Origin of the sequence: Streptomyces sp. NPDC050703 (genome assembly GCF_040654435.1) — a bacterium.
Taxonomy (GTDB): domain Bacteria; phylum Actinomycetota; class Actinomycetes; order Streptomycetales; family Streptomycetaceae; genus Streptomyces.
On the sequence record NZ_JBFAHX010000041.1, the window covers coordinates 39,599 to 61,686 of the forward strand.

Below are 22,088 nucleotides of genomic sequence, written 5' to 3' on the forward strand. Positions count from 1 at the left end.
CCGTCCTGGCCCGCCCCGCGTCGAAGGAGCACCAGTCACCACATCCCTCGGGGGGACACCGATGCACACCTCGGACACGAGCGCCCACCACGCCTCCGGCCGCCGCGGTGCGCGGCGCCGCGCGGCCCGGACCCTCTCCGCGGTCCTGCTGGCCGTCGCGCTGGCGCTCGCGGGCTGCTCCGCGGGCGACGGCGGCAGCGGGGCGGACGACGACAAGGCGGCGGTGGAGCGGAAGCCGGACGGGGCCGGCGGCCCGGCCGGCGGCGGCCGGGCCGACAAGTCCGCCGAGAGGCCCGGCGCACCCGGCGGGAAGCAGCCGCGGCAGCCGGCCGGCACCCACGTCATCCGCACCGCGACGCTCACCGTCCGCGTCACGGACGTGCCGAAGGCGCTGGCGGAGGCCAGGGCGGCGGCCGGGGACGCGGGCGGCATCGTGGGCGACGAGAAGACCTCCCGCGACGGCGACGGCCGCGACCGCTCCCGCCTCGTGCTGCGCGTCCCGCAGGAGCGGTACGAGGAGGTCCTCGCCGCCCTTGAGGGGACCGGCAGGCTGATCGCCAGGAACGCCAAGGCCAAGGACGTCACCGACCAGGTCGTCGACGTGGAGAGCCGCGTCAGGTCGCAGCGGGCCAGTGTGGCGCGCGTACGGGAGCTGATGGACGAGGCCACGAAGCTGAGCGACGTCGTCACCCTCGAAGGGGAGCTGAGCACCCGTCAGGCGGAGCTGGAGGCGCTGCTCGCGAGGCGGGCCTCGCTGAAGGACCGCACGACCATGGCGACGATCACGCTGTCGCTCACCGAGGGCGCCGCGCGGGCGGACGCCGCGGACGACGGCGGTCCGACGCTCCTGGACGCGCTGGCGGGCGGCTGGAGCGCGTTCGTCACCGTGCTGCGCTGGATCGGGATCGCACTCGCCGGGGTGCTGCCGTTCGCGGCGGTGGCGGCGCTGCTGCTCCTGCTGTGGCTGCGGGTGGTGCGCCCGAGGCTGCCGCGCCGCGCGCGCCCGGTGGCGCCGGGCGCGAACGGAGGGGCCGGTGGGGCCGAAGGGGCCTGAGGGGCCTGAGGGGCCTGAGGGGGCTGAGGGGCCTGAGGGGCCGGCGACGGGCCGCGGCGCTCTCGTACGGGGCGCGCCGTAGCGTGTCCGTATGAGCGGCACACGAGAGCGACTTGTCATCATCGGAGGCGACGCGACCGGCATGTCCGCGGCGTCGCAGGCGCGCAGGCTGAGGAAGCCGGAGGAGCTGGAGATCGTCGCGTTCGAGCGCGGCGGCTTCACCTCGTACTCCGCCTGCGGCATCCCCTACTGGGTGGGCGGTGACGTCGAGGACCGGGACGATCTGATCGCGCGCACGCCGCGGGAGCACCGCGAGCGCGACATCGACCTGCGGATGCGCACCGAGGTGCGCCGCCTCGACGTCCCCGGCAGGCGCGTCCTGGCCCGTGACCTCGCGTCGGGCGAGGAGTACTGGACGGCGTACGACAAGCTCGTCATCGCCACCGGTGCCCGCCCCGTCCGCCCGCCGCTGCCCGGCATCGACGCCCCCGGCGTGCACGGCGTGCAGACCCTCGGCGACGGGGAGGCGCTGATCGACACCCTGCGGCGCACGGAGGGCCGGCGGGCGGTGGTCGTCGGCGCGGGCTACATCGGCGTCGAGATGGCGGAGGCGCTGATCCGCCGCGGTTACGAGGTGACGGCCGTCAACCGCGGCGAGGAGCCGATGTCGACGCTCGACCCGGACATGGGCCGCCTGGTGCACGACGCGATGACCGGCATGGGCATCGAGATGGTGAACGACGCCGAGGTCACGAAGGTCCTCACCGGGGACGACGGCCGGGTCAGGGCGGTGGCCACGGAGGACGCCGAGTACCCGGCGGACATCGTGGTGCTCGGCCTCGGCGTGCGCCCGGAGACGACGCTCGCCGAGGAGGCGGGCCTGCCGGTCGGCGAGAACGGCGGCCTGCTGACCGACCTGGCGATGCGGGTGCGCGGCCACGAGGACATCTGGGCGGGCGGGGACTGCGTGGAGGTGCTCGACCTGGTGTCGGGCAGGGAGCGCCACATCGCGCTCGGCACCCACGCGAACAAGCACGGCCAGGTCATCGGCTCGAACGTGGGCGGCGGCTACGCCACGTTCCCCGGCGTGGTGGGCACGGCCGTCAGCAAGGTGTGCGACCTGGAGATCGCCCGCACGGGGCTGCGCGAGAGGGAGGCGCGGGCGGCGGGCCTGAAGTACGTGGCGGTGACCATCGAGTCGACGAGCCGCGCGGGCTACTACCCCGGCGCGGCCCCGATGACGGTGAAGATGCTGGCCGAGCGGCGCACGGGCAGGCTGCTGGGCGTCCAGATCGTCGGCCGCGAGGGCGCGGGCAAGCGGGTGGACGTCGCGGCGGTCGCCCTGACGGCGAGGATGACGGTGGAGCAGATGACGGCCCTGGACCTGGGCTACGCGCCGCCCTTCTCCCCCGTGTGGGACCCGGTCCTGGTGGCGGCGCGCAAGGCGGTGGCGGCGGTCCGGGCGGGGTGAGGGGCAGGGTGAGGCAGGGGCCAGGAAAGGGCCAGGGAAGGGCCAGGCAAGGGTGGGGCCGACCCGCGGACCTCTCCGCGTGCCCTGTTTCGCACCCCCTTTCCCGGCGCGGGGCACACGTGCCGCGCAGGTCAGAACGCGCTTGCTACGCGGGGGCCGCCACCCGGCGGCCCCCGCCCACTGGCCGAAACCTTCTCTTTCCCCGCACGAGATCCACGGGGCCGTGGGAGCCCGCCCACGGCAGCCGCGCGCACGGGGCACGCGGCGCCCCCGCCCACCGGTCGCACCCCCTCTGAGCGGCGACGGCCCACCGGAACAGCTCACTCCACCGCCACACCACGCGCCTCCGGTCGCCGCCCCGCCCCTCCGGACGACCGCTGTCGCTTTTCCGCCAGCTTTCACGGAATCAACACAGGCTTCACAGGTGGCACGCACCATGTGACGCGTCAGAGCGGCACGGGCACAGTCGGCGACTGGGGTCCGCGCCGCTGGGGGGCGGGCCGCAGGGTGGGGACACCCTCGCCGGCCCGACCGTGGAGGGGACCCACGCCATATGAAGGACACCGCGCGAGCCACCGCTCACCGCCCGCTCACCCGTCGCCCACTGCCCGGCAAGGGGGTGTGAGGCGTGCGCATCCTCATCCTGGGCTCCACCGGGTTCCTGGGCGTCCACATCACCGAACGGCTGCGGACCCTGCCGGGCGTGCGGCTGCTGCGCGGGGGCCGCGCCCCCGGCGACGACCAGCGGATCGACCTCGCCACCTGCACCCCGGACGGGCTCGCCGAGCGGCTCGCCGAGGCCGCGCCGGACGCCGTGGTCAACTGCGCGGGCTCGGTCGGCGGCGGCACGCCGCACCTCGCCGAGGTCAACGCCCGCGGCCCCGCCGTGCTCTGCGCGGCCCTCGCGGCGGCGCTGCCCACCGCCCGCCTCGTGCACCTCGGCTCCGCGGCCGAGTACGGGCCGACCGGCGTCGACGAGCGGCTCACGGAGGACACGGCCGCCCGCCCGGTCACCCCGTACGGCGCCACCAAGCTGGCCGGGACGCTCGCCGTCCTGGAGAGCCCGCTCGACGCCCTGGTCCTGCGGGTCACCAGCCCGGTGGGCCCGGGCGCACCGGCCGCGGGCCTGCCCGGCCGGCTGACCGCCGAACTGAGCAGGGCCGTGGCCCGCACCCCGCACGGCACGGTCAAGGTGGGCGGCCTGTCGGCGCACCGGGACTTCGTCGACGTACGCGACGTGGCGCGGGCCGTGGCGCTCGCGCTCGCCCTGCCGGGGCGGCTGCCGCGGCTGCTCAACGTCGGCAGCGGGCGGGCCACCCCGGTGCGCGACCTGGCGCACGGTCTGGTCAGGGCGGCGGGCTTCACCGGCGAACTCCTGGAGACGCCGGGCGCGGCGGGCCGCGCCACGCCGGTGCCCTGGCAGTGCGCCGACATCACGGCGGCCGAGTGGGAACTGGGCTGGCGCCCGCGGTTCTCGCTGCGCGAGTCCGTCACCTCGCTCTGGGCCTCGGACGGCACACCGGCCGCACGCCTCGGCACGCCCTGACCGCACGGTCGCGGAAGCGAACGGACCACCGGCGCGGAAAACGGCCCCTGCTGCTCGGGCAGAGGCCGTTTTCGGACAATTTTCAGGCTGATGTGCGCTCGTGCACGTACTCCACGAGCCGGGTCAGCGCCTCGGGGTCCGTCGTCGGCAGGACGCCGTGGCCGAGGTTGAAGATGTGCCCCTCAAGGCCCTTCGCGGCAGCGAGCACCTCGTCCGTCTTCGCCTCGACGGCCTCGCGCGTCGAGAACAGGACCGCCGGGTCGAGGTTGCCCTGGATCGCCTTGCCGGGCCCGACGCGGCGCGCCGCCTCGTCCACCGGCACCCGCCAGTCGGCGCCGACGACGTCGGCGCCGGCCTCGCCCATGAGGCCGAGCAGCTCGCCCGTGCCGACACCGAAGTGGATGCGCGGCACGTCGTACGCGGCGACCGCGTCGAAGACCTTCTTCGACGCGGGCATCACCGAGCGCCGGTAGTCGGCGGGCGAGAGGGCGCCCACCCAGGAGTCGAAGAGCTGCACGGCGCTGGCGCCCGCCTCGATCTGCACCTTCAGGAAGGCGCCGGTGATCTCCGCGAGCCGGTCCAGGAGGTCCGCCCAGAGCCGCGGGTCGCCGTACATGAGCGCCTTGGTGTGCTCGTGGTTGCGGCTCGGCCCGCCCTCGACGAGGTAGCTCGCGAGGGTGAAGGGCGCGCCCGCGAAACCGATGAGCGGCGTGGCGCCCAGCTCGGCCGTCAGCATCCCCATCGCCTCGGTGACGTAGGGGACGTCGTCCGGCGTGAGGTCCCTGAGCCGCGCGAGGTCGGCACGCGTCCGGATGGGGTTCTCGACGACGGGACCGATGCCGGGCTTGATGTCGAGGTCGACGCCGATGGCCTTCAGCGGTACGACGATGTCGCTGAAGTAGATCGCGGCGTCCACGCCGTGCCGGCGCACCGGCTGCAGGGTGATCTCGGTGACGAGGTCGGGGCGCATGCAGGACTCCAGCATGGCCGTGCCCTCGCGGACCTTGCGGTACTCGGGCAGTGAGCGCCCCGCCTGCCGCATGAACCAGACCGGCGTGTGCGGCACGGTCTCCCGCCTGCACGCCTTCATGAACGGGGAGTCGTACGTCGCTGCGTGTCGCCGGCCCACGGGGCTCTGGCTGCTGTTGGCACTCACCCGGAGAGTCTCCCACGTCGACCGGGAGCCCTCTCACGGGTGTCTCTCCCTGCGCGAAGGCGCGGTTCCCCTTAACCTTCCCCGCATGGCTGCGGCTCAGGGACAACGGTCGGACGGCGCTGGCGAGATGGACGGTTCGGAGGGGAAGGTGGCGGATTCGGCTCCGCCGCCCTTCCGCGCGGCGGTCGACGCGCTGCGGGGGGCACGGCTGCGGCCGGAGATCGAGATCGACCCGACGCGGGCACCGCAGCGGCTCGCGCCGTACGCGTACGCGCTGGAGGCGGCGGTCGTGGAGGGCGAGGACGACCTCGCGGACGGCCGCCTCGTGCTGCTGCACGACCCGGCGGGGCACGACGCCTGGCAGGGCACCTTCCGGCTCGTCACGCTGGTGCGGGCGGAGCTGGAACCGGAGATGGCGGCCGATCCGCTGCTGCCGGAGGTGTGCTGGTCCTGGCTGACCGGCGCGCTCCAGTCGCGCGGGCTCTCCGCGGGTGAGGCCAGCGGCACGGTGACGCGCGCCGGATCGCACTACTTCGGGGGGCTCGCGGAACGCCCCCCCGCCTCGCAGATCGAGATCCGGGCCTCGTGGACGCCCCGCGAGGGCCCCGGCGGGGCGCCGGACACCGCGACGCACCTGGCCGCGTGGTGCGAGCTGCTCTGCCAGGTGGCGGGGCTGCCGCCGGTCACGCCGGGCGACGGGTCCGTGGTGTCGCTGCCGCAGCGGAGGGGGCCGCTCTCGCGCTGACGCGCGGCCAGGGCCGGCGCCGGCCCTGCGGACCCCCCACACGCGCTCCGCACACGCCCCGCACACACGCCCGCACACACGCCCCGCGCGCACGCCCCCGTCCACGCGCCGCTTCTCTCCGCTCACGCACCCACTCATCACCCACCCATCGCGCACCCCTCGCGCACCCGTCACCCACCCGTCGGCCCGACGGGTGGGTTTCGTGTGCGCCGGAGCCCGGGAGCGGGATACCCCGTCCGTGGTCACTCGGAAGAGTGACCATTCGGTTCGATCTTCGGATGATCGAGTGCGCGTCCGAATTGCCCTGATTATTACGCACCGAATCCTGATCATTTCCTAAAGGCGGGGGCCTTTGCTGCCGAAGAGGTTTGTGACCTTGAAAGCACGGTTTCGCCCGGCTTCATCCCCGAGCCGGCCCCTTCCCGCCACCCCCAGGAGGCCTGGTGTCCGTTCTCCTCGAGCAGCCCGCAAGCCTGGTCGCCTACCGCCCGAACAAGCCGACCGCCATGGTCGTCGTGGCCGACCCCCGCGTCCGTTCCACCGTCACCCGCCACCTGTGGGCGCTCGGTGTGCGCGACGTCATCGAGGCCTCGTCGATCGCGGAGGCTCGTCCCCGCATCGGCAACCCCCGGGACATCTGCGTCGCAGACGTCCACCTCCCCGACGGCTCCGGCCTGACGCTCCTCTCCGAAACCCGTGCCGCGGGCTGGCCGAACGGCCTCGCCCTCTCCGCCGCCGACGACATCGGTGCCGTACGCAACGCCCTCGCGGGCGGCGTCAAGGGCTACGTCGTCACCGGCACGCGGACGAACGTCGGACTCCCCACCCGCCCCGGCGCCGCTCCCATCGGCTCGGCCGCCGCCCGAATGCACCGCCGCCCACCGGGCACCCCGAGCCACCCCGGTGGCTACCGCGAGCTCTCCGGCCGCGAGGTCGAGGTGCTCCGCCTCGTCGCTGAGGGCCAGTCCAACAAGGCCATCGGCGTCTCGATGGGCCTGTCCGCCCTGACCGTGAAGAGCCACCTCGCCCGGATCGCGCGCAAGCTCGGCACGGGCGACAGGGCCGGGATGGTCGCGGTCGCCCTGCGTACCGGAATCATCCACTGACTCATTTACATCCCCTTCACGCCCGTCGACGGAACGTTCCGTCGACGGGCGTCGTGCATACACAGATACCCTTGACAGGTGACCGACGCCCAAGAGACCGCAGCAGACAGCTCACTGCGAACCACCGGAGGCGCCCCTCCGGACGACGTCGAAACGGCGCCGACCCCGTTGCTGGAGCCCCGTGACGGCATTCCGCCGGTGATCGCCGACGAGGACGCCCTCGCCGAGATGATCGCCGCGTACGCCCGCGGCACCGGCCCCGTGGCCGTCGACGCCGAGCGCGCGTCCGGCTACCGGTACGGCCAGCGCGCCTACCTCGTCCAGCTCCGCCGCGAGGGCGCGGGCACCGCGCTGATCGACCCCGTGGCCTGCCCCGACCTCTCCGGCCTCGGCGAGGCCATCGGCGACACGGAGTGGGTCCTGCACGCGGCCACGCAGGACCTGCCGTGCCTGCGCGAAATAGGCATGGTCCCCTCCCGGATCTTCGACACCGAGCTGGCGGGGCGGCTCGCCGGATTCCCGCGCGTGGGACTCGGGGCGATGGTCGAGGGCGTCCTCGGCTACGTCCTGGAGAAGGGCCACTCCGCGGTCGACTGGTCCACCCGCCCCCTTCCCGAGCCCTGGCTGCGGTACGCGGCGCTGGACGTGGAGCTCCTGGTCGACCTGCGCGACGCCCTGGAGAAGGAGCTGGACCGGCAGGGGAAGCTGGAGTGGGCCCGCGAGGAGTTCGACGCCATCGCCTCCGCGCCGCCCGCGCCGCCCCGCAAGGACCCCTGGCGGCGGACGTCCGGGATGCACAAGGTGCGGCGGCGCCGTCAGATGGCGGTCGTACGGGAACTGTGGACCGCGCGTGACAAGGTCGCGCAGCGGCGGGACGTGTCGCCGGGCAAGGTGCTCAGTGACGGGGCGATCGTCGAGGCGGCGCTCGGGCTGCCGCCCAACGTGCACGCGCTCGCGGGGCTCTCGGGCTTCGGGCACCGCATGGGGCGGCGCCAGCTGGAGCAGTGGCAGGCGGCGGTGGACCGCGCCAAGGCGCTGCCGGACTCCGAGCTGCCCCAGCCCGGGCAGACGGTGAGCGGTCCGCCGCCGCCCCGCTCCTGGGCGGACCGCGACCCCGCGGCGGCGGCGCGGCTCTCCGCCGCGCGGGCGGCGGTCTCCGCGCTGGCGGAGCGGCTGAACATGCCCCAGGAGAACCTGATCACTCCGGACACGGTCCGGCGCGTCTGCTGGGAGCCTCCGGCCGAGGTGACCGAGGGCTCGGTGGCCGAGGCCCTGGCCGCTCATGGGGCGCGGCCCTGGCAGATCACGCAGGTGACCCCGGCGTTGGTTGCGGCCCTCGCCTGAGCACCACGGAACCTGGCGGGACGCCGGGGCGCGCGTTCCCCCACCGCCGGGTGCGCGCTTCCCCACCGCCGGGGCGCGCGTTCCCCCCGCCGCTGGGGCGTGCGTTTTCCCGTGTCGCTGAGCCGGGTCTTTGGCCCCGCCGCTTCGCGGCGGGATTCTTTCCCACCCACCCACCCGTTCACCCCGCATCGAGCCCTGGCCGACCCCGGGTGAGCGGGCGGGCGGGTGGGAGGCTCCCGCCGCGAAGCCGACCCCCGGCAGCCGCCCGAGAGACCCAAGCCCCCCCCCCACAGCACCGACCAACGCCAGGTGCGCGGGCGGGTGGGTGGGGGAACACCCGCCGCGAAGCGGCGGCCACGCGGCCGGCCCGCGGCCAGCGGGAGAGCACCGGACGACGGCAAGCCCCGCGGCAAAGCGACCCACCGAACACCACCACCCCCGGCGAGGAAAAATGACCCCGCCGACCCCACCGCCCCCGGCGAGCAAAAGCGGCCCCGCAAAGAACACCGCCCCGCGGTCGGGGACCAGCCACCGGGGCCCGCGGCCAGATGTGACGTTCGCCTCCCCAAACCCTCCCTTGGCCACATAGTTACCGGCAAGTAGGGTGAGTGGAAGGAAGCGCGCCGCAGGCGTGGCGCAACCGCACCCTGGAGGAGAGCCATCGTGCCTCGTACCGTCAGGGACGTCGTCTTCGTGGACGGCGTCCGCACCCCGTTCGGCAAGGCGGGCCCGAAGGGCATCTACCACGAGACCCGTGCCGATGACCTCGTCGTGAAGGCCATCCGGGAGCTGCTGCGCCGCAACCCGGACCTCGACCCCGCCAAGATCGACGAGGTCGCCATCGCCGCGACCACGCAGATCGGCGACCAGGGCCTGACGATCGGCCGCACCGCCGGCATCCTGGCCGGGCTCCCGCAGTCCGTGCCCGGTTACTCCATCGACCGCATGTGCGCCGGTGCCCTGACCGCCGTCACCTCGGTCGCGGGCAGCGTCGCCTTCGGCGCGTACGACATCGCCGTCGCCGGCGGCGTCGAGCACATGGGCCGCCACCCCATGGGCGAGGGCGTCGACCCCAACCCCCGGTTCGTGAGCGAGAAGCTCGTTGACGAGTCCGCGCTGTTCATGGGCATGACCGCCGAGAACCTGCACGACCGCTACCCGAGCATCACCAAGCGGCGCGCCGACGAGTACGCCGTGCGCTCGCAGGAGAAGGCCGCCAAGGCGTACGCCGACGGCAAGATCCAGGCCGACCTGGTCCCCATCTCCGTACGGCGGACCAACGAGGAGGCCGGTGAGACCGGCTGGGGCCTCGCCACCGCCGACGAGCCGATGCGCCCGGGGACGACCCTGGAGAACCTCGCGGGCCTCAAGACGCCGTTCCGTACGCACGGCCGCGTCACCGCGGGCAACGCCGCCGGTCTCAACGACGGCGCCACCGCCTCCCTCATCGCCTCCGAGGAGTTCGCGCGGGAGAACAACCTCCCCGTGAAGATGCGCCTCGTGTCGTACGCCTTCGCGGGCGTCGAGCCGGAGGTCATGGGCTACGGCCCGATCCCGGCGACCGAGAAGGCCCTCGCCAAGGCGGGCCTCGGCATCGGCGACATCGGTCTCTTCGAGATCAACGAGGCGTTCGCCGTGCAGGTGCTCGCCTTCCTGGAGCACTACGGCATCGCGGACGACGACGCGCGCGTCAACCAGTACGGCGGCGCCATCGCGTTCGGCCACCCGCTCGCCTCCTCCGGCGTACGCCTGATGACGCAGCTCGCGCGGCAGTTCGAGGAGCAGCCCGAGGTGCGCTACGGCATCACGACCATGTGCGTCGGCTTCGGCATGGGCGCGACGGTCATCTGGGAGAACCCGAACCACAAGGACGCCGGAGGCGACAAGTGAGCAGCTCCACCACTGAGCTCCTGAAGGGCGCGGCCGAGCTCTTCCCGGGCGAGGTCGTCACGCAGGCGCACGTACGCCACCTCGACCTCCCGCAGGGTGCCGGGCGCTTCGCGCTGATCACCCTCGACAACGGTCTGGACCACACCAAGCCGACCACCTTCGGCCCGCAGTCCCTCGCCAACCTGAACACGGCGATCGACCAGGTCGAGAAGGAGGCGGCCGAGGGCGCGATCGTCGGCGTCGGCATCACCGGCAAGCCGTTCATCTTCGCCGTCGGCGCCGACCTCAAGGGCGTGGAGCTGCTGAAGCGCCACGAGGACGCGCTCGCCATCGGCAAGGGCGGGCACGAGGTCTTCAAGCGGCTCTCCGGGCTCGCCGTGCCGACCTTCGCGTACTACAACGGCGCCGCGATGGGCGGTGGCGTCGAGGTCGGTCTGCACTGCACCTACCGCACCGTCTCCAAGGCGCTGCCCGCCTTCTCGCTGCCCGAGGTCTTCCTCGGCCTGGTCCCCGGCTGGGGCGGCTGCGCGCTGCTGCCGAACCTGATCGGCGCCGACAAGGCCGTCTCGGTCATCATCGAGAACTCGCTGAACCAGAACCGCCAGCTCAAGGGCGCGCAGGTCTTCGAGCTCGGCATCGCCGACGCGCTCTTCGAGGGCGCCGACTTCCTGGAGCAGTCGCTGCTCTGGACGGCCTCCGTGCTGACCGGCGAGACCGAGGTCGTCCGCGGCGAGGTCGACCGCGGCGAGGGCTGGGACGCCGCCGTCGCCCGCGGCCGTGCCATCGCCGACTCCAAGGTGCACGGCGCCGCCCCGGCCGCCTACCGCGCCCTGGAGATCATCGAGGCCGCCAAGGACGGCGACCTCCAGAAGGGCTTCGACGCCGAGGACACCGCGCTCGCCGACCTGATCATGGGCGGTGAACTGCGCGCGGGCATCTACTCGTTCAACCTCGTGCAGAAGCGCGCCAAGCGCCCGGCCGGCGCCCCGGACAAGAGCCTGGCGCGCCCGGTCACCAAGGTCGGCGTCGTCGGCGCCGGTCTGATGGCCTCGCAGCTCGCCCTGCTCTTCCTGCGCCGCCTGGAGGTGCCGGTCGTCCTGACCGACATCGACCAGGAGCGCGTCGACAAGGGTGTGGGCTACGTCCACGCCGAGATCGACAAGCTGCTCGGCAAGGGCCGTGTCAACCAGGACAAGGCCAACCGCCTCAAGGCGCTCGTCACCGGCGTCCTGGACAAGGCCGAGGGCTTCTCCGACGCCGACTTCATCATCGAGGCCGTCTTCGAGGAGATCGGCGTCAAGCAGCAGGTGTTCGCCGAGGTCGAGGCGGTCGCTCCGGCGCACGCCGTCCTCGCCACCAACACCTCCTCGCTCTCGGTCTCCGAGATGGCGTCGAAGCTGAAGCACCCCGAGCGGGTCGTCGGCTTCCACTTCTTCAACCCGGTCGCGATCCTGCCGCTCCTGGAGATCGTGCGCGGCGAGCGGACGGACGACGCGTCGCTGGCCACGGCCTTCGGTGTCGCCAAGAAGCTGAAGAAGACCGCGGTGCTCGTGAAGGACGCCCCGGCGTTCGTCGTGAACCGCATCCTCACCCGCTTCATGGGCGAGATCCAGAACGTCATCGACGAGGGCACCCCGGTCGCCGTCGCCGAGAAGGCCGTCGAGCCGCTCGGTCTGCCGATGTCGCCGCTGGTGCTCCTGGAGCTCGTCGGTCCCGCCATCGGTCTGCACGTCTCCGAGACCCTGAACCGCGCCTTCCCGGAGCGCTTCACCGTCTCCCCGAACCTCGCCGCCGTCGTCAAGGCGGGCAAGCGCGGCTTCTACGTGTACGACAGCGGGAAGCCGGAGCTCGACCCCGAGGTCGCCGCCCTCCTGAAGCAGGGCGACTCCGTCCTGACCGAGGAGCAGGTGCGGGACCGCGTGCTCGACGCGGTGGCGCAGGAGATCGGGCTCATGCTCGACGAGGGCGTCGTCGCCGAGGCGCAGGACATCGACCTCTGCCTGATCACCGGCGCGGGCTGGCCCTTCCACCTGGGCGGCATCACGCCGTACCTGGACCGTGAGGGCGTCAGCGAGCGCGTCAACGGCAAGCGGTTCCTCGACCAGGGCGTGGCGAGCGTCCCGGCGTAGCACGCGGAGCACGACAGGGCGGGGCCGTACGGAAGTCGCTTCCGTACGGCCCCGCCGTCGTACGGCCCCGCCGTCGTACGGGCCCGCGGGGCCCGTGTCAGAGCGTGGTCCACGCCTCCAGCGCGAGGCCCGGCTCCGCCTTCTGGCGGGCCAGGCGCGGCGTCCCGTCGAGGCCGACGGCCGCGATGACCACACGGCCCCGCGCGTCGAGCGCGAGGGCCGGGGCGCCGAGGCACGGCTCGCCGGTCTCGGCCCACCACAGGCCCGCGCCCTCGTCCTCGGTGGGGAACGCGCCGATCGCCGGGCGTCCCGAGCCCGTGCGGTGGGCGAGGACCGTGCAGTCGTGGCCGTCTATGGGCGTGCGCAGGGCGGCGACGGCTCCGGTGCCGGGGTCACCGCCGAGCGGCACGGCGGCGCCGCCGTCGGCGGGGCGGTACGCGAGGACGCCCTTGCCGTCCGCGCCCGCGGCGTAGTACGTGAAGCGGTCGGGGCCGGTCTCCAGGAGCGCGCCGGAGCCGGGGACGGGGGCGAGCGGGATGTCGTCGGCGGGCAGCAGCTCGCCGCCCCGGCTCTCCTGGGCCCAGCGCAGGGTCGCCTCGGCGCCGGGCGCGTAGACCTCGACGCGGCCGGTGGAGGTGGCGCGGGCGACGATGCCGTCCAGGGCCCGGCGGACCTTGAAGTCCTTCCACCCCTCCCACTTGCCGCCCTTGCCCTCGCGGCGCATCCGGACGCTGTTCACCGCGTCCCGCACGAAGACGTGGACGGTGCCCGCGGCGTCCACGGCGGCGGCGGGCGCGCCGAGGTGCGGCGCGCGCTCGACGAGCTTGGTGTGCGGGTTGCCGACCGAGCGCCAGTCCATCAGGGGCCGTCCCGACTGGTACTGGATGGAGTGCACGAGGTCGACCGTCTTCCCGCCCTCGGCGTCGCGCCGCTCGCGGCGGCCGATGAAGTGCACGTACCGGTCGGCACCCTGGGCCAGTGTCAGGTAGGTGATGCCGGGTGCCTCGAAGAAGTCGGGGCCCGTCCAGTCGGGGCCGCCGGGCGCGGTCTCCGTCCAGCGGAGCAGCCCGCCGTCGGCCCGGACGTAGGCGGTGAGTCTGCCGTCCTTGCCGCGCAGCAGCCAGCGGGCGCTCTCCAGGGGACCGGTGCTCACCGGTTTCGACCTCGACGGCATGACTCGGCGGCAACCCTTCCACGACCACGTGCGCACAACGCTTCACCGGCTAGTTTACGTTTGCCGTATGAGAACTCTCGTCGTCGTCGACGCCGCGAACGTCGTCGGGTCCAAGCCCGACGGCTGGTGGCACGACCGCCGCGGGGCCGCCGAGCGGCTGCGGGACGGGCTCGTCGCGTACGCGGAGGACGGGCTGCCCGGCCATCCGGGGCCGCTGGACATCGTCCTGGTCGTGGAGGGCGCCGCGCGCGGCGTCCGGTCCGTGCCCGGCGTCCGCGTGGAGAGCGCGCCCGGCAGCGGCGACGACCGCATCGCGGAGCTGGCCGCCGAGGCCGCGGGCCGCCCCTGCCTGGTGATCACGGCCGACCGGGAACTGCGCCGGAGGGTGGGCGGTTCGGGGGCCCGGTGTGCGGGCCCCCGAACCGTACGCCCGTGAAGGACGCCTTGCCTACAGCCGCTTGGCGCTGCGCAGGGTGGAGGCGTAGTAGCCGTTGCCGTCGAGGCGGGACGTGCCGCCCTTGTCGCCGATCGTCGGGCCGTTGACCTCTTCGCGGCTGGAGATGAAGATCTTGTGGCCGTCGGCGTCGTGGCCGACGAAGATCCCCACGTGGTCCAGGCGCTCCTTGGTGCGGGCGTCCAGCTTGAAGAAGACCAGGTCGCCCGGCTGGATGACGTCGATGGACTTCGGGCGGTCCGCGGAGGACACGCCCTTCAGCTTGATGACGTCCGTGCCGGCCTTGCCGCGCGCCATGCCGTTGGCGGTGCGGGGCAGACCGTCGCCGGCCTGGTCGCTGGCCATCAGGGGGTAGCGGGCGCGGTAGCCGAAGACCGTGCGGATGAACCCGGAGCAGTCCATGGAGCGGGCGCGGATGGTCTCCGGCTGGATGGTGGTGCCGTCACGGAAGGTGTACGGGATGCCGAGGTAGTCGAAGAAGTCCGACTGCTCAAGGCGCAGGTCGTTGCCCTCGCTGCCCTCGGGGTTGATCGGGCCGAAGTTGGCGTCGCCCGCGTAGGCGATGCCCTCGTCGTCCTTCTTGACCGGCGCGCCCTGCACGTACTGGAACGCCATCGCGAAGATGTCGTCCTCCTCGCTGCCGGAGAACTCCTTGTACCAGTCCTTGAACCACTTCTCCTTCTCCGCGCCCTCGCGCCAGGTCTCCGGCATCAGCCGCACCCAGTCGTTGGTGACGACGCGGGACTTGGTGTTGGCGGGCTCGGTGAAGGTGCGGCTCGGTCCGGTGAGCGTCGCGGTGCGGGCGCCGTCCGTGAAGGTGGCGAGCACCTTGCCGCTCTCGGTGCGCAGGACGGAGCGCTCGGGGTTCTTCAGGCGCTCCCACTTCTGCTTCCCGCTCCCCTGCTGGCCGTTGCTGTTCTGCAGGCCGGGGGTGTCGGTGACGGCCTGCACCTTGGGTGCCTTGGCCTCTTCGTCCTTGCGCAGCTCCACGGTGAGGTACGCGCTGCCCGCGAGGAGGGCGAGCACGGTCGCCGCGTGAACGACGGGACGTTTCTTCTTGGGCGGCATGGATGACTCCTGCGATTCAGACGGACGGCATGAAGCCGAGGAGGATGCCGGCGGTGAGGACGACGTAGGCCATGAGCGTCACCGAGCCGGTGGCGAGCAGAGTGGGGCCCTTGGGCTGGCGCACCAGCTGGTAGGCGATGAGGCCGGGGACGATGAAGCCGAGCGTCTGGTTCGCGTACATCAGCGGGAACTCGATCGACAGCACGATCATCACGGTCGCCTGGAGGGAGACACCGAGCAGCACGACCGCGGCGAACAGCCGCTTGCCGTACAGGATCACGTACTTCTGCATCAGCAGGGTGCCGAGGTAGGTCAGCACCGTCACGCCGAGCACCATGGCGGCGCGCTGGAGGTCCTCGACGAGGGTCAGGGCGAGCCAGCCCGGGGTGATCATGCCACCGGGCGAGAGGTTGGTCGTCAGGTAGCAGACCAGGGAGAAGAGCAGCCCGAGCGCGATGCCGACCGCGGCGATCTCGGGGGTGAGGACGGAGGGAATCAACGGGGCTCTCCTGGGCTGTGCCACTGCTGGTCGTCGTCATGGGCGGGCGGTACGGGCGGTACCCGCGGCTCGAAGAGGCCGCGGGGCGCCGGGGGCTGGGGCTGCGGTTCCCGGGGCGCGTAGCCCTCGTGGGACACGTACTGCTGGTTCTGCTGGTTCTGCTCGTACTGCTGCTGCTCGTACTGCTGCTGCTGCTCGTACTGCTGATGGTGCTGCTGTTGCTGTGGGTACTGCTGCTGGTACTGCGGCTGCTGGTGCTGCTGCTGCTGCGGCGCGTAGGACTCGTACGGCTGGTCGGGCGTGCGCTGTACGGGTACGTGGACACCCGGCGGGAGCTGGCCCTGGCCCTGCTGGGCGTGGTGGGCCTGCTGGGCCTGCTGCGCGTGGATCTGCTGGATCTGCTGGGTGTGCACCGGGGTGTACCGCTCCTCGTACGCCTCCGGATAGTGCTGGTACGGGTCGACGTGCGGCTCGTAGAACGGCGCGGGCTCCTCGGGGGCCTGCTCCTCGCTCTCGTCGGCCGGCAGCTCCGCGAGGTGTTCGAGCAGCAGCTCGCCCTGGCCGTGGATGTTGCCGATCGCGACGAGCGAGGAGTCGGGTCCGAGCTGCCCGAGCATCTGGTGCATGAACTCCTCGGGGTCGCGCCGGTCGCCGCCGAGGTCCACCGCGCGGTCGCGCCAGTCGGCGGGGATCGCGTCGATGGCGGACTTGGCGGGGTGGCCGATGACGAAGACCTTCTCCGGCCGGAGGTCGGGGACGATCTCGCCCATCTGGCCGTTGCGCTCGACGCGGTCGGGACGGCAGTTGATGACCACGTTCAGCGGGCGCTTGATGGCGCCCAGGTCGAGGAGCTGGTTGATGTTCATCAGCGTCGACTCGGGGTCGTTGGCCGCGAAGACGTTGGCGAAGCGCAGCTTCTTGCCGTCCTCGGTGGCGTACCGCTCGACGGAGAGGACACCGGGGTCCGGCGGGGCGTCGTACATGCCCTGGAGGGCGACCTCGCGGCCGACGCCGACCAGCTCGGCGACCTTGAGCGCGATCGCCACGTTCTCCTTGAAGGTGAACCAGCTGAAGCCGCGCAGCTCCTCGTCGCTGACCGTCTCGGGATCGGCGTAGATCAGCTCGCAGTTCCGCGCGTCGGCCTCCTCCTGGAGGATGTCGAAGCGGTCCTTCTCGGCGGTGACGCAGATGCCGTTCTCCGGCATGGAGCGGCACAGCGAGCGCGCCACGTCGTCGAGGGTGGGGCCCATCTCGGCGAGGTGGTCCTCACGGACGTTGCAGAGCACGCCGATGGTGGAGCGGATCAGCTTGGACTGGTTGATCTCCTGGAGCGCGGGCATGACCGCCATGCACTCGATGACCAGGGCGTCCGGGTTGTACGCGGCGGCACGCCGCACGATGCCGATCTGCTCGACGACGTTGGCGATGCCGAACTTGCGGTAGACGGGCTCCTCGGTGGCGTCGGGGTGGATGAAGCGGGCGGCGGTGCCGGTGGTCTTGGCGACCGTGGTCAGCTCGCCGCCGCGCAGGGCGCCCGCGCAGAGGCGGGTGATGGAGGACTTGCCGCGGATGCCGTTGACGAGCACCCGGGTGGGGATGTGCTCCAGGCTGGCGAAGTGCCGCCGCTGTTCGACGACGCCCGCCGCCAGCAGGATGGCGCTGCACACCACGAGCACGGTGTAGAGGAAGAGCACGGGGTTCAGTTCCTTCCGGCGAGGCCGGCCGTGGCGCCGTCCCGCTTGCGCTGTGTGCCCGTCGGCAGCTGCTGCCTGATCAGCTCCAGACTGCGGGTGACGGCACCGACCTCGTCGTGGTGGGTCGGGTACAGGACGGTGCGGCGGTCCCCTTCGGCGAGCGCCTCCGCCCGGTCGGCGAGGTGCCGCAGCGGCCGTACGACGACGATGTGCAGCCACCCGAGACAGGCCGCCGCCGCGGTGATGCCGAGGAGTCCGGCGAGGACGGTGCGGTTCTGGAGGGTGTACTCGGGGATGGCGAGACCGGAGGCCGGCTGCCAGCTGACGACGGTCCAGTTGAGGGAGGACGCCGCGCCGCCGCCCGCGAAGGGAGCCGCCGCCGCGATCTGGATCTCGTCGCCGTCGCGGTAGAGGACACCGCTGGGGCGCGTGCTGACGCCCACCTTCTGCGCGGTGCCCTCGGCGAGCGCGTCGAGCCGCCCGCTCGGCAGGCTCTCGAACTCCTGGTAGCCGTAGTTGGCGCCGATCACCTTGCGCTTCGCGTCGACGACACGCACCTGGCCGAGCCCGGGACGCTTCAGCAGCGCGTTGAGGAACTCGATGCGGAACTCGCCGACGACGGCGGCGCCCTGGCGGCCGGACATCTCGGCGGTGCCGATGATGACCGGTTCCTTGCCGCCCTCGTCGAGGACGCGGACGGCCTTGTCCGACGGGCCCTTGCCCGAGGGGCTGCGGGGGTCGTCGCCCGCCTTCGCGAGGACCTTCCCCTTCGCGTCGAGCACGTAGAGGGACTGGTAGCGGGTGTGCTGGTGCATGGTGCTCTCCAGCACCTTGGACATCTCCGACGCCTCGGTGCGGTCGCCGATGAGCGAGGCGACCGAGGTGAGGTCGGCGTGGCCCTCGTTGAGGGCGCGGCGCACCCGGTCGGTGAGGGTGTCGGTGCGCTCGCGCTGGTCGTTGACCATCTGCTGCGGCACGACGACGGTGTCGCCCGCGCGGTTGAGCATCAGCATCAGCGGCGCGGACCACGCGAGGAGCAGGACGGCGCAGACGGCGATCAGGGTGCGGGCGCCGAACCTGCCGCGGCGGGCGGACCCGGGCTGCTTGTCCGCGGGTGCGCCGAGCAACTGGCGGCGCAGCCGTTCGAGGGCTGCTCCGATGCGGGCGGCCTCACCGCTGCGCGGCACGGAGACCGGCCGGTCGAGGTCGCCCCGGCTCAGCCTGCGGCCCTCCAGGAAGAGCTGGATCAGCGGGCGCTGCACGGTCCGCAGGAGCAGGAAGACCGTGACGCCGCCGATGAGCAGCAGGGCGGCCGCGGCCAGCAGCCCGAAGGCCGAACTGGTGGTGGCCGTCGGGTCCTCGGCGACCGGCACCATGGCGACGACCGTGAGGCCGAGCCGGGTGGCGTCGGTGGCCTTGCCCGCCTCGGGGCCCGCGAGGCCCGCGTAGCCCGCGACGTAGCGCTCACCGAGGTAGCGGTCGCCGGTGAGGTGACCGCTGACGCCGAGGAAGCCGCCCGATCCCGGTTCCTTGGACATGATCGGGTGCGTGCGGGACTTCTTCGCCGCGCTGGTGGCGAAGGCCTTGAGCTGCTTGTCGGCCTGCTTGATCCGCTCGCGCCGGCCGTCGCCGTCCTCCTGGAGGGGGTCGGCGATGCCGTCGTCGCTCAGAATGTGCCCGTCCTGGCCGACGACGGCGATGGAGCGGAACTTTCCGAGGCTGATGCCGGGGAAGCGCAGGCTGCTCGACGCGACGAGGAGCTGCTGCGGCTTGCCCTCCCAGGTGAGCAGGGCGAAGGCGAGCAGACGGGTCTCGCCGTTCTCCAGGCGCACCATGCGCGGCGCGAGGCCGTCCTCGTCCGCGAGCTTGCCGCGGTCGACGGCGGTCAGCGGCAGGTTCTCGCCGCGGGCGGCGAGGAGCTTGCCCGAGGAGATCTCGACGACCGCGGTGCCCCGCCACTTCTGGTAGACGCTGCCGATCTTGTCGAGGACGGCGTCCGGGGGCACCGGCTCGCCGGCGCTGAACAGCTCGGCGTTCCGGGTCAGGTCGGTGACCGACTCGTCGATGGAGGCGCGCAGCGCGATGGCACCGTCCTCGGCGAAGTGCTGTTGGGACAGTTTGACCGCTTTGGGTACTGCTTCCTGGCCTGCGCGGCCAAGGGTGAGAGCGGTGACGCCCGCAAGGGCGAGGAGCAGGACCGACAGCACGGCGATGGGGGGACGTATGCCACCCAGCAGAGACATGTCGGTCCTTCGGCGGACCTTGTGCCGCCGCTTCGAACGCGAAGCGGCCAAGGGGTGCTCCTCTCCTGGGGGTGACGCGGGACACGGAAGCGCATAGTGATGCGTTCCGGAGAGCTTGGACCCGTGAACCCCTCGAAGAGATGTACGGGATGGGGAAAATGTGAGCTACATCGCACCGATGACCGGAGTGCGGCGGTCAGTCACCGGGTAGTGACTGAAGCGGTTCGAGGCCGTCCTTGGCCGCGCCCCGGTTCATCAGTGTGCCCTGGGTGCGCTCGAAGGCCAGGCGGTAGCGGGCGCGCTGCTGCTCGCTGAGCCCCTCGCCGTCCTTCAGCGTGGCGGCCACGTCGAGGAGCCGGTGGTCCTTGACGGCGTCCTTGGGCAGGGCGCCCGTCTCGTTCGGGTCCGGCGGGATGTCCATGAGCGTGGGCACGTACTTGGCGTCGACGTCCCACTCCCCCCCGCGCTCGACGAACTCGAACCAGCCGATGACGCCCTCCTCGGTCAGCCCGCTCGGCGCGTCGTGCCGAGCGACCTGGTTGCCGAGTCCGTACGCGATCCAGGTGCCGTCGACCTTCTCCATCGGCTGGACGACGTGCGCGTGGTGGCCGATGACGAGGTTGATGCCGGTCTCGCGCGCGATCCTGCGGGCCAGGCCGACCTGCGAGGAGGTGGCTTCGGGCTGGTGCTCGCGCCCCCAGTGGACGCTCAGGATCACGACCTCGGCGCCCGCCGAGCGCGCCTTCTTCTCGGCGGCGGCGATCGCGTCGAAATCGTTCTGGTTCACGATCCACGGCTTGTCCTTGGGGACCTCGCGGCCGTTGAAGCCGAAGGAGAAGGACAGCTGCGCGACCTTGACGCCCTTCACCTCGGTGATCAGCGGCTTGGCCGCCTCCGCGGCGTTGCGCGCCGACCCGGTGTGCCGCAGGCCCGCCTTGTCGAGCGTGTCCAGGGTGCGGGTGACGCCGCCGAGGCCGTGGTCCAGGGTGTGGTTCGACGCGGTCGAGCACTGGTCGTAGCCGGCGCCCTTGATCGCCGTGGCGATCTGCGGCGGCACGATGAAGTCGGGGAAGCTCTCGAAGGGGCCGCCCGGCTTGCCCGCCACGGTCTCGAAGTGGCAGATGCCGAGGTCGGCCTTGCTGATGACGGGTCTGGCCCCGGCGAGCAGCGGCCCGAAGTCGATGCCCTGCTCGCCCTTGCCGGTGTCCTTGGCGTCCTTGCGGGCCTGCTCGGTCAGTTGCGGGTGGATCAGGATGTCGCCCGCGGCGGCGACGGTGAACGAGGGGCCGCCGCCGGAGGCGGCCTTGCCGTCGCTGCCGAAAGTGCCGCAGGCGGTGGCTGTGCCGGCGAGCAGGAACGCGGAGGCCGCACAGGTCACAATCTGCCTGCGGGAAGGACGTGTCATCACAGGGATATCTTTATACAACCATGAAGAGCTACCGCACACGGCTGGTCACGACCGCAAAGAAGCTCGGGGTCCTCGCGGGCGTGACGGCCTGCGTCCTCAGCCTGTCGCAGTGCGGCTCGGGGCCCTCGGACCCGGGCCGCGAGCCGTCGCGGGAGAGCCGGAGCCCGGCGGGCTCCCCACCGGACGGCCGACCGGCCGACGGCCTGGAACGCCGCATCACGGACTACACCGCGGGCTTCGACGAGGACACCGGGTACCGCCGCCCCACCCGCGGCGACCGGCGCACGCTGGCCGCGAGCGTCGCCCTTCTCCTCGACGGCAAGCGCACAGCCGCCGAACACCACCTGGCCGACGTCGACTTCGCGGTCCGCACCGTCGAGGACCCGGTCGGCGGGCGGCGGTACGCGGAGATCGCCGACCGCTCCGAGGGCGGTGCCGCGCCGCGCGGCTGGGGCCGGGTCTACATCGACCTCGACTCCCCCGTCCGCTGGTCGGCCCAGGTGCCGCACCCCGTGGCCGACCGGTACACCGAACAGCTCGGCGCGCGCCTCCTCAGCCGCTCCCCGGGCGGCATCCTCGTCATCGCGGGTGCACATCGCGAAGCCGGGCGCGGTGACACGGCGGACGTCGCGCACCGCAGGGACAGCGTCTTTCACGCCATCTGTGCCGAACTGGTGCGCCGCGGACTCCCCGGTGTGCAGCTCCACGGCATGGCCGACGACTCGGCACCGAAGCACGACGTCGTCGCCTCCACGGGCCGGGGCAGGCATGCCGTGTCCGAGGGCCGCGGCCTCGCGGACGCGCTGCGGGAGCGGGGCTTCGACGTCTGCCGCGCCTGGGCCAGGTCCTGCCCGCTGGAGGGCCGCTCCAACGTGCAGGGGCGGGCCGCCGCGTTCCACGACGTGCCCTGGCTGCACGTCGAGTTCGGCCCCGGCCTCCGCGAGGACCCCTCGCGCGCCCGCCAGGCCGTCGAGGCCCTGGCGGACGTCACCCGCACCTGGCGCCGCCGGGACTAGGTGTATTGATCACGAGCGTTGTTAACAGGGCTGGGTCTTGATCATGGCGAAGACCTCCGGTGTGGTGGAGGTGTCTAGGCTCCACACCACA

17 protein-coding genes are annotated in these 22,088 nt (G+C 72.6%); 10 read left to right on the plus strand and 7 right to left on the minus strand.

Translation table 11 applies throughout. The annotated features are described in order from the left end of the window. Positions 1-61 precede the first annotated feature (61 nt). The 3 genes from AB0I16_RS29060 (at position 62) to AB0I16_RS29070 (ending at position 4,071) form a co-directional block, all read left to right on the plus strand. Positions 62-1,054 (plus strand): DUF4349 domain-containing protein, encoded by a 993-nt coding sequence (locus AB0I16_RS29060; RefSeq protein WP_363252578.1) that lies wholly within the window; start codon positions 62-64, stop codon positions 1,052-1,054. A gap of 91 nt (positions 1,055-1,145) precedes the next feature. Next, positions 1,146-2,525, plus strand: coding sequence for an FAD-dependent oxidoreductase (locus tag AB0I16_RS29065; RefSeq protein ID WP_363252579.1), 1,380 nt, complete (start codon positions 1,146-1,148; stop codon positions 2,523-2,525). A gap of 628 nt (positions 2,526-3,153) precedes the next feature. Next, a complete protein-coding gene (locus AB0I16_RS29070) occupies positions 3,154-4,071 on the plus strand; it encodes an NAD(P)-dependent oxidoreductase (RefSeq protein WP_363252580.1) in 918 nt (305 codons plus the stop codon). Positions 4,072-4,153: 82 nt separating this feature from the next. On the opposite strand, the gene hemE is transcribed toward AB0I16_RS29070, so the two are convergent. Beyond that, on the minus strand, positions 4,154-5,227 hold the full coding sequence (gene hemE / locus AB0I16_RS29075; RefSeq protein ID WP_363252581.1) for a uroporphyrinogen decarboxylase: 1,074 nt from the start codon (positions 5,225-5,227) through the stop codon (positions 4,154-4,156). An 85-nt stretch (positions 5,228-5,312) separates the two neighbouring features. Between hemE and AB0I16_RS29080 the strand changes: the two genes are divergently transcribed. The 5 genes from AB0I16_RS29080 (at position 5,313) to AB0I16_RS29100 (ending at position 12,441) form a co-directional block, all read left to right on the plus strand. After that, complete coding sequence (locus AB0I16_RS29080; RefSeq protein WP_363252582.1) at positions 5,313-5,972, plus strand: DUF3000 domain-containing protein; 660 nt, start codon at positions 5,313-5,315, stop codon at positions 5,970-5,972. Positions 5,973-6,415: 443 nt separating this feature from the next. Beyond that, positions 6,416-7,078 (plus strand): response regulator transcription factor, encoded by a 663-nt coding sequence (locus AB0I16_RS29085; protein ID WP_016643199.1) that lies wholly within the window; start codon positions 6,416-6,418, stop codon positions 7,076-7,078. A 78-nt stretch (positions 7,079-7,156) separates the two neighbouring features. Beyond that, positions 7,157-8,422: a ribonuclease D gene (locus tag AB0I16_RS29090; protein ID WP_363252583.1), complete on the plus strand. Its 1,266-nt coding sequence runs from the start codon at positions 7,157-7,159 to the stop codon at positions 8,420-8,422. A gap of 663 nt (positions 8,423-9,085) precedes the next feature. Next, entirely contained in the window at positions 9,086-10,312 is a 1,227-nt protein-coding gene (locus AB0I16_RS29095) for an acetyl-CoA C-acyltransferase (RefSeq protein WP_363252584.1), read from the plus strand. Beyond that, positions 10,309-12,441 carry a 3-hydroxyacyl-CoA dehydrogenase NAD-binding domain-containing protein gene (locus tag AB0I16_RS29100; protein ID WP_363252585.1) on the plus strand — a complete coding sequence of 711 codons (2,133 nt, stop codon included), beginning with the start codon at positions 10,309-10,311 and terminating at the stop codon, positions 12,439-12,441. Before AB0I16_RS29095 ends, AB0I16_RS29100 begins: the two co-directional genes overlap by 4 nt. 97 nt (positions 12,442-12,538) lie before the next feature. On the opposite strand, the gene AB0I16_RS29105 is transcribed toward AB0I16_RS29100, so the two are convergent. Then, entirely contained in the window at positions 12,539-13,594 is a 1,056-nt protein-coding gene (locus tag AB0I16_RS29105; protein ID WP_363252586.1) for a hypothetical protein, read from the minus strand. A gap of 88 nt (positions 13,595-13,682) precedes the next feature. Between AB0I16_RS29105 and AB0I16_RS29110 the strand changes: the two genes are divergently transcribed. Beyond that, positions 13,683-14,051: an NTP pyrophosphohydrolase gene (locus AB0I16_RS29110; protein ID WP_363252587.1), complete on the plus strand. Its 369-nt coding sequence runs from the start codon at positions 13,683-13,685 to the stop codon at positions 14,049-14,051. Positions 14,052-14,063: 12 nt separating this feature from the next. Here AB0I16_RS29110 and AB0I16_RS29115 read toward each other — a convergent pair whose 3' ends face one another. From AB0I16_RS29115 to AB0I16_RS29135, 5 genes are all read right to left on the minus strand, one after another. Then, positions 14,064-15,137, minus strand: coding sequence for an NlpC/P60 family protein (locus AB0I16_RS29115; RefSeq protein WP_363252588.1), 1,074 nt, complete (start codon positions 15,135-15,137; stop codon positions 14,064-14,066). Positions 15,138-15,153: 16 nt separating this feature from the next. Next, positions 15,154-15,636 carry a poly-gamma-glutamate biosynthesis protein PgsC/CapC gene (locus tag AB0I16_RS29120; protein WP_062770698.1) on the minus strand — a complete coding sequence of 161 codons (483 nt, stop codon included), beginning with the start codon at positions 15,634-15,636 and terminating at the stop codon, positions 15,154-15,156. Continuing rightward, entirely contained in the window at positions 15,633-17,330 is a 1,698-nt protein-coding gene (gene pgsB, locus AB0I16_RS29125) for a poly-gamma-glutamate synthase PgsB (protein WP_363252589.1), read from the minus strand. The genes AB0I16_RS29120 and pgsB overlap by 4 nt, the downstream gene beginning before the upstream one ends. Positions 17,331-17,335: 5 nt before the next feature. Next, entirely contained in the window at positions 17,336-19,573 is a 2,238-nt protein-coding gene (locus AB0I16_RS29130) for a HAMP domain-containing protein (protein ID WP_363252590.1), read from the minus strand. 196 nt (positions 19,574-19,769) lie between these two features. Then, entirely contained in the window at positions 19,770-20,981 is a 1,212-nt protein-coding gene (locus AB0I16_RS29135; protein ID WP_363252591.1) for a CapA family protein, read from the minus strand. A 20-nt stretch (positions 20,982-21,001) separates the two neighbouring features. Here AB0I16_RS29135 and AB0I16_RS29140 point away from each other — a divergent pair, with 20 nt between their 5' ends. Continuing rightward, a complete protein-coding gene (locus AB0I16_RS29140) occupies positions 21,002-21,997 on the plus strand; it encodes a hypothetical protein (protein ID WP_363252592.1) in 996 nt (331 codons plus the stop codon). Positions 21,998-22,088: the final 91 nt, after the last annotated feature.

Excerpts from the sequence above, each read along its gene's own strand:
- AB0I16_RS29060 (WP_363252578.1), top strand. The coding sequence starts at position 62 with ATGCACACCTCGGACACGAGCGCCCACCACGCCTCCGGCCGCCGCGGT.
- AB0I16_RS29065 (WP_363252579.1), top strand. The coding sequence starts at position 1,146 with ATGAGCGGCACACGAGAGCGACTTGTCATCATCGGAGGCGACGCGACC.
- AB0I16_RS29080 (WP_363252582.1), top strand. The coding sequence starts at position 5,313 with ATGGCTGCGGCTCAGGGACAACGGTCGGACGGCGCTGGCGAGATGGAC.
- AB0I16_RS29110 (WP_363252587.1), top strand. The coding sequence starts at position 13,683 with ATGAGAACTCTCGTCGTCGTCGACGCCGCGAACGTCGTCGGGTCCAAG.
- AB0I16_RS29115 (WP_363252588.1), bottom strand. The coding sequence starts at position 15,137 with ATGCCGCCCAAGAAGAAACGTCCCGTCGTTCACGCGGCGACCGTGCTC.
- AB0I16_RS29130 (WP_363252590.1), bottom strand. The coding sequence starts at position 19,573 with ATGTCTCTGCTGGGTGGCATACGTCCCCCCATCGCCGTGCTGTCGGTC.
- AB0I16_RS29140 (WP_363252592.1), top strand. The coding sequence starts at position 21,002 with ATGAAGAGCTACCGCACACGGCTGGTCACGACCGCAAAGAAGCTCGGG.